A 14013-nucleotide genomic window follows, 5' to 3' on the forward strand; every position below is an offset into this window, starting at 1 on the left:
TTTACTTCAGTTATTTTAATTTATTTGGAAGACGGATTTACCATTACAGATGAATTGGAAACGCTGGTCATGGATTGTGACTGCTTACCGTCTGAAATGGTTTCAACCTGTGTAGTCTTTACCGTGATATTCTGATTGGTAATCCATCCTGTACTTTGGTCAAACTTAATTGTTCCGTTCTGGGCAAGTTCGCTGCTCAGACTGTGAGTAATTGGTCCCTGTGTTTTCTTTTCTGTTTTCTTAGGAATTCCTCCGGTAACTGAAATCTCAGCCGTGCCGTTTCCTACACTTTTCAGAACGTAATTTGAAGTCACTTTAATGCTCCCGTTTGCATCTGCATTTTCAGAAGTGGTCCATTTTCCTCCGATCTTGGCTCCTTTTTTAGGAATAATGGTCAGGTTTTTTGTAAACTGGTCTTTCAGTACTTTTTCATTAAATGTTTCTTTAAGACTTGCTACAACACTTGCTTTCTGGTTAGCATCTTTAAGAAGTGTTCCTGCCGCATCAGATACCTTCTTATAAACAGCATCAAAACCTGTGATGGAAAGTACATTCCCTTTATCATCCATCTTCATGTTCAGCTTGTTTCCGGTAAGGGCTTTGTTGATATTCCAGATCATTTTAAGATCATCCTCTTTAGGAATCGGAAGCTTGGTATCTACTACAATGGTTTTCCCCTGAGCAGTTTGTGAGCTTCTTTTAGAAACCAGGTTAAGGGTCATGTCGTATACATTTCCTTTCACATCATTTACGGTGAAGTTCATTTCATCGGTAGATTCACTGGTTGCTGTGATTGATTTTCCCTGAGGATCTGTCATTGTTTTTACATCTCTCTGGTAGGTAGTAAGAGGATATGTTTTTCCTTTTTCCAGTTTGAATGTCTGTGTGAAAACTCCTGCCGAATCTTTGATTGCCGGGTTTTCTGCTACTTTTGCTACGGAATCAGCCGGAACTTCTATAGTAACTGTTTTTCCGGTTTTAGGATCCACTTTAGTAATGGTTGCTGTTTCTTTTTTACAGGAAACAAGAGCTATTGATGATATTAATGCTAGCGCTGCTACGTTTTTCATTTGAATTTTTTTAAATTTTACTACTACTTTTATTTTTCCGCGGAAGGAATATGCTAAATCTGTACCGTTGTCATTTTCTGTCTTACGGCTTCATATAAGATAGCTCCGCAGGCAACAGAAACATTCAGAGACTGCGTTTTCCCTTCAATAGGAAGTTTTATTTTTTCGTCCGAATGATGCAGGACTTCTTTGGAAATTCCGGTTTCCTCATTTCCCATAACCAAAGCACAAGGTTCGGTAAAGTTTACATCATAGATAAGCTTCTGAGCCTTCTCTGTTGCCGCAAATACTGAAATTCCGCTCTGCTGAAGAAAATCTACCGCATGGGCAAGATTGGCTTCCTTGCAGATCTTGATATTGTAAAGGGCTCCTGCCGAAGTTTTAATGGCGTCTGAGTTGATTGGAGCGGCTCCTTTTTCAGGAATAATCACAGCATCTACACCTACACATTCTGCTGTTCTGCAGATGGCTCCAAAGTTTCTTACATCAGTAAGCCTGTCCAGAATCAGTAAAAAAGGAGTTTTCCCCTCTTCAAATAATTGTGGAACAACATCCTCTATCTTATGAAAAGGAACATCTGAAATAAAGGCCACTATACCCTGATGATTTTTTCTGGTAAAACGGTTCAGCTTTTCAACCGGAACATAATTGGGACGGATTTTATTTTTGGCTAAAATGGCTTTCAGCTCAGCATAAATAGGACCCTGAAGTGCATTCTGCACAAAGATCTTGTCAATCGTTTTTCCCGCTTCAATTGCTTCAATCACGGGACGCAGCCCGAAAATAAAATCGTCTTTCATTGAGTTGTTTAAAGTTTCTATGTTTAAGGTATGAAGTTCAAAATTTAAAGTTCAGCATTTTGAACTTTAGGGCTTATACTTTATTCCTTTTAAATCTGTTGTTTTTAAATATTTAATAAATGAGCTGGTTTTTTTGCTTAGTGTTTCTGTTCGCTCAGTTAATGTTCCCGGTTTTTCTTCTGAAATAAAATTTCTGTCAAAACCCCTGAACTTTAAACCTAAAACGTTAAACCAAATTATCTTCCTTTCTCTCCCAAAATAGCTCTTTTCTGCGACATTACGTACCCGTAATGAAGGCATTCATGCATATTGTTGAAGATAATTGCATCCTGAATGCTTTTCAGATCCATCCCGAAGCTTGTCGTATATGGAGTATAATCTGAAAAGAAGTCACTGTCATAATCTTTCATCAGAATTTTTGATGTTTCTGTAAGCAGGAATTCAAGATCTTCTACTTCTGACTTCTGAACATTTAAGTTAGGAAGGGTCCCTTTTTTATAGGTTTCAATCCAGTATTTATCTATTCTGAAGGGATTTCCGCTCAGGTAATAATGCAGTAGCTGCTGGGTGGCAACCGTATGGGCAATATTCCAGTATATATTATTGTTGAAACCGTCAGGAATCAGCAGAAGGTCATCATGAGACGTGTTCTGAAGGATCTCCAAAAGGTTCTTTCTTACTTGTCTGTGGGCTTGAAAATGATAATTCATTTTGCAAAAAATTTTAATCTCCAAAAATAGTTTAATAAACTGGAAATGACAATTTTTTGAGGCAATGATTAAATTAAAACTTCTTAAATCCTGAAAAAATATGTTAATTGCTGTCCGTTTTCGGAATGTATAACTTTAAAAGAGATTGTATTTTTGTTAATCAAAAAAAACTCCCACGAAAGGTATTCGAAGGGAGTTTTATTTTAAATTCAGATGGTTTATAATTTTTACCGGAATCTGACCAGTTGGATTACAGCACTGTAATTCTCCTATTTTTTAATGATTTTGTGCTTGAAAGTTATTCCGTCTTTAAGAACAATATTCAGAAAATAAACACCTGCAGTATATGGGGAGAGATCAATCGTATTTTTTCCATAAACTTCAGATAGCTTTCTTCCATCTATCCCGAAAAGGCTTATTGAAGCTACATCAGTTTTTGATTTTATATTAACGAAATCAGCTGTAGGATTAGGATATATACTTACGTCCACCGTTTTTACATCTTTTACCCCCAGAGAGGCATTGCTTTTCCCCTGCATGTAAACGGATAGGTATACGTCTCCCTGCTGCTGGTTAAACACTGCTGTGGGTATGGTGTGTTTTAACGTGTGGTTTCCTGCGGCTATGGTTGGCATGCTGAATCCTCTGATAGGAACAGAGTTTCCGGGACACCAGTTGTTCCATGAAGTCCATTCTGCAAAGGATTTTGGTGATGCTCCATAGATTCCGTTACCCTGTGTGTTGTATACCCTGAACGGTTCACAGGAAATCCCTCCCGGAGTATAGGTCAGCATTTGTACGTCATCCATGTAAGTGTAGTTTTGTCTTCTCACGTATTCTTCACCGCCGCTGTTAGCTCCATGGGGTGTAGATATTACAAAGAAGCGGGCATTGGTGACAGCATCTGGCAGATTGAAATTAACAATCCTCACCGTTTCACCGGCAACATCAGTGGCGTTATAGTTATTTAATCTGTTATAGGTAAGTAGAGGAGTAACCGTATTGAAGTCTGTAGCCGTTGCTCCGGCATCTGTTGAGAAAAAAGTCAGCGTTCCTGTAAATACATCATTTCTGCCGGTGCATCCTGCAACTTCATTCTGTGCAGCATAAGGAACACCGAAAACATCCAGCTCCATATACAGATCATAATTGCTGCGTAAAGCCGTATCATGGAATATACTGTACATATTGCTTAAGTCATAGGTGTAAGGGACTTCCAGAGGAGAACGGTTTTTGTTCATAAACGGAGTGATATATCTGCCTACTTCAATTCTCTTTACGTTGGTGTCATCTACGGTGTAAGTGGATTGGTTTTTAGGAACCATTGCCAGGAATACAGCTCCGAGACGGTCGTAATTATCACACAGGGCTCCAATAGTTACTCTCATGGCAATTTTTGCTTTAAAAGAGTTGAGTTCCGCATCGGTAAGCTTCCTTGCATATCTGGCATTCGACAGTCTGATCAGCCCCGGCGGAACAGGTTGGGATACCAAGGGGGCATAACCGTCATAGTAAACAGCCTGAGAAATTAAATTGGTCATTGTTGTTTGTGATTGGAAAAGACCCGTAAAAAAAACGCTTAAAAAAAATAGCTTTTTGTACATATCGTTGGTATTTGATACAAATATATTAAAATATGTGTTTAGATGTTTATTTTTGTTGTTTATTTTTTAAAATTAAAACTATTTGTTTGTGAAATGTGTAAAAAATTCATAGGTATTGGTGATTTTTTTTATTGTAAAAATTAAAAATAGTTAATTTAATCAACATTGAGTAGGTTGTTTGTTTAAATTGTTAATCTAAATGCGATAATGATTATATTTATCTGTATAAATTGATTTTTTATTATTAAATTAGCATCGAATCTGTGTTAATTTAATTAATTATGAAAAGAATTTTACTTTTGTCGTTGCTTCTGATCGTTTCAATACTGAAAGCCCAAATCAATCTGAATATTGGAAGTACAAGTGTCGGCACAGCACCGATAAGCAGTTTTTTCTCCTATTCTTATGTTCAGCAGATTTATCTTAAACAGGAGCTCAATGCCAATGCTGCAGGAAACATTACGGGTCTGTCCTTTTATCTGGATCCTTCGGCAATTATCACTGAGTCTTCCAGCTGGACTGTTTATCTTGGACATACCTCAAAAACGACTTTTGCTTCAGGAACAGATTGGATTCCGGCCTCACAGCTTACCCAGGTGTTTACAGGAACGGTAACCAATAATAACGGAAAAGTTGATATTACTTTTACAACACCTTTTCCTTATAATAATACCGATAATTTAGTCATTGCCGCAAAAGAGAATTCTCCGAATATTGATATCAATAATTTTGATGAAGTTTTCCGTGTGTATTCCTATCTTCCGTCTTCCAGCCTTTATTATAAAGGTGACCAGATGGTTGTGGATCCTGCTTCTCCGCCCGGGGGTATAACAGCTGAGTACAAATCGGCAGTTACTATTGCCGGGCTTACTCCGAAAACCACTCCGCCATGTCCTTATATTACGTTCCCGGTAAATAATTCTCAATCCGTTCCCATGTCTCCCAATTTCAAATGGATGGCTGTTGCAGGAGCAGATTCTTATAAAGTTTCTTTAGGAACAACTCCCGGAGGTACCAATGTTATTAATCAACAGGTGGTAACGGCTACGAACTTTACTCCATCTGTTGCATTACAGCAGAATGTTGATTATTATTTGAGAGTTACCTCTGTTTCAGCAGGTGCTGAATCTACCGGCTGTTCAGATATTGTATTTAAAATTCCGCCGCCACCGGTAAATGATGCCTGTTCAGGGGCATTGGTGCCATCTGCTTTTCCTTATACCTACACACAGGCTGATGCAGTGTCTGCTACCAATAATGGAGGGTTTGTGCAAATATGCTCTGACGCAATGAATGACGGGGTGTGGTTTAAATTGGTAGGAGACGGATCTAAGTACACCGTTAGAATTACAATGCCTTCAGGCAGTACTTTTGACCCACAGATGGGTTTCTATAGAGGAAGCTGTAGTAATCTGACCTGTTTAGGGGTCGTTGATAGTGGTGGGGCCGGTGGTTCAGAAGGAGCTACATTTACCTCAACAGCGGGAGTGGACTACTATATCAATATAGGATCTTATGAAGAGACAGTAGATGTACCAGAGGATGTATTTACAATAACAATTACAAAAGTATAAAGAGAAGGATTGATCTTAGCAGATTACGCTGCCTGAATCTGAATTTTTATTCCTGATTATAAATAGCCGGCTTTTTTGAGCTGGCTATTTTGTATATGATTTGTCTGCTATGGTGATATATTTTGTATAGAAAATTGACTTTGCTGTCCGATAAATTTTTGTCTGCAAACTCATAGGGTCTGATAGAGGATACTCTGTCGGGGTTTCCGGAATATTTAACAAACTTTAACTCAAAAATGGCATTGATTGTGTTGATTACTGCAAGTATTTATCAGAAATTTACCAATTATTTTAAATCAAGCTATGTCAGACACATATCAAGCTGAAGACATCCGCCAGCTGACGGAAAAAGTAAAGGAAAAAAATTACTTATTTTCTCTTCTGAGACAGGAAATCAATAAAGTTATCATTGGACAGGAATATATGATAGACCGCCTTCTGGTAGGACTTCTTGGGAACGGGCATGTTCTTTTGGAAGGGGTGCCGGGGCTGGCAAAAACCTTAGCAATTAAAACCCTGGCTGAAGCTGTTCATGGTGAGTTTTCAAGGATACAGTTTACTCCGGATCTTCTGCCTGCAGATGTAGTGGGAACTATGATCTATAATATCAAAGACAATGATTTTTCCATAAAAAAAGGTCCTGTTTTTGCCAATTTTGTCTTGGCGGACGAGATCAACCGTGCTCCGGCAAAAGTACAGTCGGCACTGTTGGAAGTGATGCAGGAAAAGCAGGTGACCATTGGTGATGAAACCATGAAGCTGCCTAAGCCGTTTTTAGTACTGGCAACACAAAACCCTATCGATCAGGAAGGAACCTATCTGCTGCCGGAAGCGCAGAGTGACCGTTTCATGCTGAAATGTAAGATAGATTATCCTGATTTTGAACATGAAAGAACTGTTATGAGAATGGTTTCTACCTCACATCAGCCAGTGGTAAAAGCCGTCATTTCCCTACAGGATATTATTGATGCGAAAGAACTGATCAATCAGATCTATCTGGATGAAAAGATCGAAAAATACATTCTGGATATGGTGTTTGCAACACGTTATCCGGAAAAATACGGGCTTTCAGAACTTAAGAACTATATCGGTTTCGGAGCTTCACCAAGAGCATCAATCAACCTGGCTATCGCATCCAGAACCTATGCATTCCTGAAAGGAAGAGCCTTCGTAATCCCTGAAGATGTCAAAGCGCTTGCGCAGGATGTACTGAGACACAGAATAGGTCTTACTTTCGAGGCAGAAGCAGAAGAAATTACATCTGAAGAGATTATTACCAGAATATTGTCAAAAATTCAGGCACCCTGATGAGTGAGGTTATTATTAGAAAAGCCGTTAAGGAAGATTGTGCCCCGATGCTGGAACTCATCCGGGAACTTGCAGAATATGAAAAAGCACTTCATGAAGTTACTTTGACCCTGGAGGAATTCATGAATGATGGTTTCGGAGAAACTCCTGTCTGGGGAGCTTTCGTAGCAGAGACAGCAGGTGAAATAGTAGGGATTTCCCTCTATTATGATCGTTTTTCCACGTGGAAGGGCAGGAGACTGTATCTTGAAGATCTTGTAGTGACTGAAAGAATGAGAGGAAAACAGATCGGAAAAATGCTATTTGATGCAACATTGGAGCATGGAAAATCCGGCCCGTACAGCGGAATGGTTTTTCAGGTACTGAACTGGAATGAACCGGCCATCAGTTTTTATAAAAAATACAGTCCGAAATTTGACGATGAGTGGCTGAATGTGTCAATTGAATTTAAAAGTTAGGAGAGGCATTTGAAAGTAGAATTTACAACGCACCATTGAATAAATATGGAAATAAAAGATATTGTAAAAAAAGTAAAGCAGATTGAAATCCGTACCAGAAAAAAGACGGAGGCTTCACTTATGGGGCAGTATCACAGCGCTTTTAAAGGTCAGGGAATGACTTTTTCAGAGGTGCGTCCGTATCAGTTTGGGGATGAGATCCGGAGAATCGACTGGAATAAGACCGCACGCTTCCGTGAACCGTTTGTTAAAGTGATGGAAGAAGAAAGAGAGCTCACCATGATGATTCTGGTGGATATTTCTGCTTCAATGGATTACGGAACCAAAGTTCAGCTAAAAAGAGAGTACGTGGCAGAAATTGCCGCAAGTCTCGGCTTTTCTGCTGCCGGAAATAATGATAAAGTAGGACTGATCTTATTTGCGGACAAAGTATATAAAGTAATTCCTCCGCAGAAAGGAAGAAAACATATCCTTTCCATTATCAGTACAATTCTGACCGCTGATTATGTACCGGCAGTGTCAAGAATTGATAAAGCCCTGGAATATATGATGGGAATCTTCAAGAGAAAATCTCTGGTTTTCCTTTTATCTGATTTTGAAGATGAATACGATTCCAAAATGCTGAGAGTGGCTTCCAAAAAACACCAGATGCTGGGAATGAGGATTTACGATGAAAAAGACAATGAAATTCCGGATATTGGATATGCACTTTTGTATGATGCTGAAACCGGAAATAAGGTCTGGGCGAATACTTCCAGCGCAAGATGGAGATATACCTTTGCTGAAGCCCAGAAACAGAAAATTAAAGCGCTGGAAGAGGATTTTGCGAACAGTTCGGCAAGTTTCATGAACATCAATACAGGATCGGACTATTCTAAACTATTGTATAATTATTTTCAGAAAAAATAGCAATATCAAAAAAGATCTTATCTTTTTAAAAGAATATAAAATAAGGCTCCGGCCGGAATTATTATTTATACAGAATTGAAAAAAATATTATTTATATTATCCCTTTTGATCTGTGGAACCGTTTTTTCACAGATACTTTCGTCTAATCTGGAAAAGGAGACCATCGCTTTGGGCGAAATAAACCGCTTTGTTATTAAAATTGATAATCTGAACGGAGAACAGGTGAGCTCGGCAGCTAAAAATGAACTTCTTCCTTTCCATTTTGAAGAAATAAAAGACAGTATCGGACAGAATCAGAATTCCTATGAAAGAAGGATAGAGTTTTCAGTTTATGAAGAAGGAAAATTTAAAATTCCCGAGCTGGAGTTCAATGTGAACGGTAAAATTTTAAAAACCATTCCTTATGAGATTGATGTGATCAATACGGCGCAGAAAGCAGATCAGATTAATGATATCATGAAAAACAAAGAAGTAAAGCTTGATCCCAAAGATTACTGGGAACTTTACAAGTTTTATATTCTGGCAGCTTTAGCGGTTATTGCACTGATTATTGCTGTTATCATGATTCTCAGATGGGGAAGAAAAGCTAAAAGCTCTCCTGTTGTAGCGACCAATCAGACTTTGAAAGAACTGGATTCTTTAAAGAAGAAAAGATATATTGAAGATGGAAATTTCCGTTCATTCTATGTGGAATTAATAGAAATATCCAGAACGTTTATTACCAGACAGTATCACCTGCCGGCGGAAGTTCTTCTTACAGATGATCTTATTCATGTGATGAAAAAGAACAACACCATTTCTCAGGAAAATGAAAAAATAGTGGAGGAGGTATTTTTAAGAGGAGATCTTGTGAAATTTGCCAAGACCTTTCCGGATCAGGCAACGATGGAAAAAGATTTCCGCGATATCAGTGACTTTGTGAAAAGATCTTCAAAAGATCTGGAATTTGAAAACTTGAGAAAGGATGTTTAATTTTGAATTTTACAGTCCGTGGTTTCTGCTGCTTTTTCTGTTGTTCATTCCTCTTTTGATTAAAGATGCAAAGACACAGAAAAAAAAGGGAATAAGGGTTCCTACCGTCCGGAATATGGAAGGCAGCGGAGGAATTCATGGGATACTTTTTCTTCTTAAACTGTCAAAGTACATTATTCTTACCGCGCTGATCATTGCAATGGCAAGACCCAGGACTTTTACGGTTTCCCAGGATCGTGATGATACCAAAGGGGTGGATATTATGCTGTCTATAGATGTTTCCCTGAGCATGCTGGCCAAAGATCTTAATCCGGACCGTATAACAGCATTGAAAGATATTGCCGTTAAGTTTGTTAAAAAACGTCCTAATGACAGGATCGGGGTGGTAGCTTATGCCGCAGAAGCATTTACTAAAGTACCGGTAACTTCAGATCATCAGGTAGTTATTGATGAGATAAAAAATCTTAATTCTACCGGTCTTGAACCGGGAACCGCTATTGGAGAAGGCCTTTCAGTGGCAGTAAGTCACCTTACTAAAAGCAAAGCAAAAAGCAAGATCGTGATTCTGATGACAGACGGGGTAAGCAATATTCAGAATGCAATTCCTCCACAGGTAGCTGCCGAACTTGCCAGGAATAATCATATTAAAGTATATGCCATCGGGATCGGAACAAACGGATATGCACTGATGCCGACTTCTCAGGATATTTTTGGAGATCTGATCTTTACTGAAACAGAAGTAACGATTGACGAAAATACTTTGCGTGAAGTAGCGCAAACTACCGGAGGAAAATATTTCAGGGCTACTTCAAACAGTAGTCTGGAAGAAATATACGATGAGATCAATCAATTGGAAAAATCTGATATCAAGGTCTCCAAACTTTACAATTATGATGAGTATTTCAAAATTTTCCTTTGGATAGCGTTGGGTATGCTGTTTTTTGATGCGCTGTTGAGATGGGTTATATATAAATTTTTAAGCTGATGAGTTGGTCTTTAGGAAATTACTGGTATTTATTACTGCTGTTGCTGCTGCCACTGTTAGCTTCCTTTCTGATCCGTTTTCTGAAATGGAAAAATAAAAGAAAAGAGGTTTTTGCAGACACTAAGTTTCATGACAGTTTATTTGAGAAAAAATCGGTTTTTACAAAGTATTTCCCGGCATTATATCTGTTGGGAACCCTTTTTCTGATATTCTCGATTATTGATCTGCTGAAGGGATCGGAAGAAGTAAAATCCAATCAGAAGCTTAATAATGTTATCTTTATGCTGGATGTTTCCAACTCTATGAATGCAGAAGATATTGATCCAAGCCGTCTGGATGAAGCCAAAAATCTGATGATCAGTACCATGAAAAAAATGAAGACGGATAGAATAGGGATCGTGATCTTTGCAGGAGAAGCCGTCTCTATTATGCCGCTGACAACAGATTATGGTTCTGTAGAAACTTATATCACTGCCGTAGAAACCAATTCGATGAAAATCCAGGGAACTGATTTTCTGAAAGGAATGAAGGCTGCCGCAGAAAAGTTTGTAAATGTAAGCAAAGGATCAAGAAAAGTCGTTCTGCTGAGTGACGGGGAAGATAATGAAGGAAATGATAATGCAGCCATCAGGCTGGCCAATAAAGAAGGAATCAGCATAACCTCTGTAGGAATAGGTACAGATGAAGGTGCTCCGGTTCCTGAATATGTGTATGGGCAGCTTATGGGCTACAAAACAGATATGGATGGTGCAACAGTGATTTCCAAAAGGCAGACTGAAGCCCTTAAAAAAATGGCCGGATCTACAGGAGGAGAGTATATTGACGGGAATAATGTGAACGAAGCACCGGAAAGGATTGTTGATGCATTAAGCAAAAAAACTTCATTTTCAGAAACCCTGGTTCAGTCCCAGAATGCTGTTCATTATTATCAATATTTTCTTGCCGTATCTATTTTCTTTTTCTTTTTAATTTATATATTGAATCCGAAAAAGGATCTGAATGTATAGATTTCTCCGGCTTGTTTATCAGGATTTTAAATAAGCACTTTAACCCAATTTTAACAAATATAGACCTGTTTATTAACATATAAACAAATAATTTTGCAGATGATGAATACTAAAATCTTATTTTTATCGTTAATTATTGCTTTCATGTTCCCAGGCGTTCTGTCCGGGCAGGAAAAATACAGGACTTTAGTATATGAAGGAAACCGGAAATTTGATGGTAAAGATTATGATGGAGCATCTTCCAGATACATGGAAGCGGTAAAGTCAAATGAAAAAGATTTTACAGCCCATTACAATTTAGGAAACGCATTGTATAAGAGTAAAAAGTATGAAGAGGCCAAAGAAGAGTTTGAAAAAGCCAGTAAACTTTCACAGACCCTTCCTGATGCAGCCGCTGCCCTTCATAATCTGGGAAATACTTATATGCAGATGAACCAGCCGGAAAAAGCAGCAGATTATTATAAGCAGTCTCTGAAGCAGGATCCTTATAATGAAGCAACAAGAAAAAATTATGAAATTGCCAAGCTGAAAGAGAAAGAAAAACAGCAGCAGGAGAAAAATAAGAAAAATAATTCAGGAAAAGGCGGAGGCAACGAACCTGATAAAAATAATGATCAGAAGGGAGACCAGAAAGATCTGAAGCAGGATCAGGGAAGCGGACAGCAAAATGAAGGAAAAAGTGATCAGGGAGATACCCCTAAACAAAAACCTAATGAAGAAGGCAAAATACCAAAAGATCTGGAAAATGCCATATTGGATAAAGTAAACGAAAAAGAAAAAGAAACCGCCCGCAGAATATTAAATAAAGATTCTTATTCCATGCCTCAGAGCAATGAGAAAGACTGGTGATGCAGCATAGACTGATCTACATATTATTCATCCTCGTTTCCGTAATTTCTTACGGACAGGTAAACCTGTCTATGGAAACAGATAAAAGTGAGTACGGAGGAAAAGATATTGTAAATCTTACCATTATTCTTGAGATCAATGGAAGTGACATTGACCATCAGACCCGTTTTCAGCTTCCTGACCTTTCAAAATTTACAATGATCGGAAGCGGATCGGTAACCAATACCCTGGTGGATCCGGCTACCAATACCGTTATTACCCAGAAAATATCCAGAATTGCCCTTGAACCGAAGAAAAAAGGCAAGATCAAGATTGGATCTGTATTGGTTACACTTAATAACAAAATCTATAAAACGGAACCGTTTGACATCAATATCAGAGATGTTGTTGATAAAAGATCTCTGGCTGCCAATACATCCGGTGATGTTTATCTGAATATGGAGATCGAAGACCGTGAGGTCTACCAGGATCAGCCTACCGTGGCTGTTTTGAGGGTGTATTCCAGGAATATGGATAACTTAAGGAAGGTGAAAAACATTCGTCTTCCACAACAGGATAATATCAATGTACATCCTGTAAGCTTTGGAAAATCGGAAATTGATCCGTCCGGCTACGGAAATATGGCTTCACAAGTTCTGGCTGTATTTATGATATTCCCCAATGAGGCCGGTTATGTGGAAGTTCCATCAGTGTCAGCTTCAGTGAATTCCTATGCAAAAAAGAACAAAATTGTTTCCAATAAAGTAAAACTTAATGTAAAGAAACTTCCTGAGGGATCACCTGAAGGTTTTAAAAATGCGGTAGGAAATTTTAACGTAAGTGTTTACAATACTTCGAAAGATAAAATTGAGGTGGATAAACCTGTACACGTTGTAGTGAAGGTTTCCGGCGAAGGAAATCTTCCGGATATGGATCTGCCTAAAATTATGACCTCTCCGGATTATGAATTCTTTACCCCCAAAATTACCTCTAAAGTTGTCCCTGGTACTACAGGAATGAAGGGTGAGATTCTGGCAAACTATGTAGTAATTCCTAAAAAGCCGGGAGCAATTTCTGTGAAAACAGAACAGTTTGCATTCTTTGATCCTGAGAGCCGTGAATATATCGAAATGGGACAAAAATCCCTTGCACTTAATGCTTTTTCCCATGAGCAGATATTGGAATCCCGTACTACTGTTGAAAAAGTAAATGAATATACCAATAATCTCCTGGAAACAGTAAATACCCCTGTTTTAAAGACTACCACTCTTAAAGTTAAAGAAAAGCATAAGTTTCATTGGAATATTCTTTTAACTAATATTGCGATTCTTGTAGGATTATTTATTGTTTACCTGTTGTTTAAAACTTGGCAAAAAAAACGGGCCTTAGTTAGAGAAACAACATCTTCAAAACCTCTTGGTTCTGTGGCAGAAACAGAAAAAGAGATTAAAGAAATGCTGAAAACAGACATCAATGATTATTTCAGCTACCTTGAAAACCTTAAAGATAACGGAGAATATTCAAAATTCTTTGATACTCTTGAGGAAATGGATATTGAAGTTAGAAATCAGTATTCACAGGCTGATTCCGGAGATTTCAGAGCATTTTTAGAGAACGAGAAAGGTTCCTCTGTTGCAGAAGAATACAGAAATCTGATGCAGAGAATTGAGATGGAGAAGTATTCCCCATTGAAATCTTCAGAAGGAATAGAGGATCTTTTAAAAGCAGTTGTTAATTTGTATTCTAAGATTAGCAAATAATCAATTTTTTTTCATATTTTTGCGAAAT

At 38.2% G+C, this 14013-nt stretch carries 13 protein-coding genes; 9 read left to right on the forward strand and 4 right to left on the reverse strand.

Translation table 11 applies throughout. The annotated features are described in order from the left end of the window. Positions 1-20 precede the first annotated feature (20 nt). From AOB46_RS04200 to AOB46_RS04215, 4 genes are all read right to left on the reverse strand, one after another. Positions 21-1070 (reverse strand): DUF6263 family protein, encoded by a 1050-nt coding sequence (locus AOB46_RS04200; protein WP_062696823.1) that lies wholly within the window; start codon positions 1068-1070, stop codon positions 21-23. A 53-nt stretch (positions 1071-1123) separates the two neighbouring features. Beyond that, positions 1124-1870: a 23S rRNA (guanosine(2251)-2'-O)-methyltransferase RlmB gene (rlmB, locus tag AOB46_RS04205; RefSeq protein ID WP_062696824.1), complete on the reverse strand. Its 747-nt coding sequence runs from the start codon at positions 1868-1870 to the stop codon at positions 1124-1126. Between the two features lie 236 nt (positions 1871-2106). Further along, positions 2107-2580 carry a DinB family protein gene (locus tag AOB46_RS04210; protein ID WP_062696825.1) on the reverse strand — a complete coding sequence of 158 codons (474 nt, stop codon included), beginning with the start codon at positions 2578-2580 and terminating at the stop codon, positions 2107-2109. A gap of 269 nt (positions 2581-2849) precedes the next feature. Further along, positions 2850-4121 carry a peptide-N-glycosidase F-related protein gene (locus AOB46_RS04215; protein ID WP_062696826.1) on the reverse strand — a complete coding sequence of 424 codons (1272 nt, stop codon included), beginning with the start codon at positions 4119-4121 and terminating at the stop codon, positions 2850-2852. 344 nt (positions 4122-4465) lie between these two features. Here AOB46_RS04215 and AOB46_RS04220 point away from each other — a divergent pair, with 344 nt between their 5' ends. The 9 genes from AOB46_RS04220 (at position 4466) to AOB46_RS04260 (ending at position 13985) form a co-directional block, all read left to right on the forward strand. Beyond that, positions 4466-5758 carry a hypothetical protein gene (locus AOB46_RS04220; RefSeq protein ID WP_062696827.1) on the forward strand — a complete coding sequence of 431 codons (1293 nt, stop codon included), beginning with the start codon at positions 4466-4468 and terminating at the stop codon, positions 5756-5758. Between the two features lie 303 nt (positions 5759-6061). Further along, entirely contained in the window at positions 6062-7066 is a 1005-nt protein-coding gene (locus tag AOB46_RS04225; protein ID WP_062696828.1) for an AAA family ATPase, read from the forward strand. After that, the gene (locus AOB46_RS04230) at positions 7066-7524 is read left to right on the forward strand and encodes a GNAT family N-acetyltransferase (RefSeq protein ID WP_062696829.1); all 459 of its coding nucleotides are present in this window, start codon (positions 7066-7068) and stop codon (positions 7522-7524) included. Before AOB46_RS04225 ends, AOB46_RS04230 begins: the two co-directional genes overlap by 1 nt. Before the next feature lie 45 nt (positions 7525-7569). After that, on the forward strand, positions 7570-8433 hold the full coding sequence (locus AOB46_RS04235) for a DUF58 domain-containing protein (protein WP_062696830.1): 864 nt from the start codon (positions 7570-7572) through the stop codon (positions 8431-8433). Between the two features lie 75 nt (positions 8434-8508). Beyond that, positions 8509-9405, forward strand: a complete 897-nt coding sequence (locus AOB46_RS04240) for a BatD family protein (protein ID WP_062696831.1) — start codon at positions 8509-8511, stop codon at positions 9403-9405. Continuing rightward, a complete protein-coding gene (locus tag AOB46_RS04245; RefSeq protein ID WP_062696832.1) occupies positions 9398-10390 on the forward strand; it encodes a VWA domain-containing protein in 993 nt (330 codons plus the stop codon). The genes AOB46_RS04240 and AOB46_RS04245 overlap by 8 nt, the downstream gene beginning before the upstream one ends. Then, on the forward strand, positions 10390-11397 hold the full coding sequence (locus tag AOB46_RS04250; protein ID WP_062696833.1) for a vWA domain-containing protein: 1008 nt from the start codon (positions 10390-10392) through the stop codon (positions 11395-11397). The genes AOB46_RS04245 and AOB46_RS04250 overlap by 1 nt, the downstream gene beginning before the upstream one ends. A gap of 99 nt (positions 11398-11496) precedes the next feature. After that, positions 11497-12246, forward strand: coding sequence for a tetratricopeptide repeat protein (locus AOB46_RS04255; RefSeq protein WP_241489160.1), 750 nt, complete (start codon positions 11497-11499; stop codon positions 12244-12246). Continuing rightward, the gene (locus tag AOB46_RS04260; RefSeq protein ID WP_062696835.1) at positions 12246-13985 is read left to right on the forward strand and encodes a BatD family protein; all 1740 of its coding nucleotides are present in this window, start codon (positions 12246-12248) and stop codon (positions 13983-13985) included. The genes AOB46_RS04255 and AOB46_RS04260 overlap by 1 nt, the downstream gene beginning before the upstream one ends. The last annotated feature ends 28 nt before the right edge of the window (positions 13986-14013 follow it).

It is taken from the genome of Chryseobacterium indologenes, from assembly GCF_001295265.1.
GTDB lineage: Bacteria > Bacteroidota > Bacteroidia > Flavobacteriales > Weeksellaceae > Chryseobacterium > Chryseobacterium indologenes_A.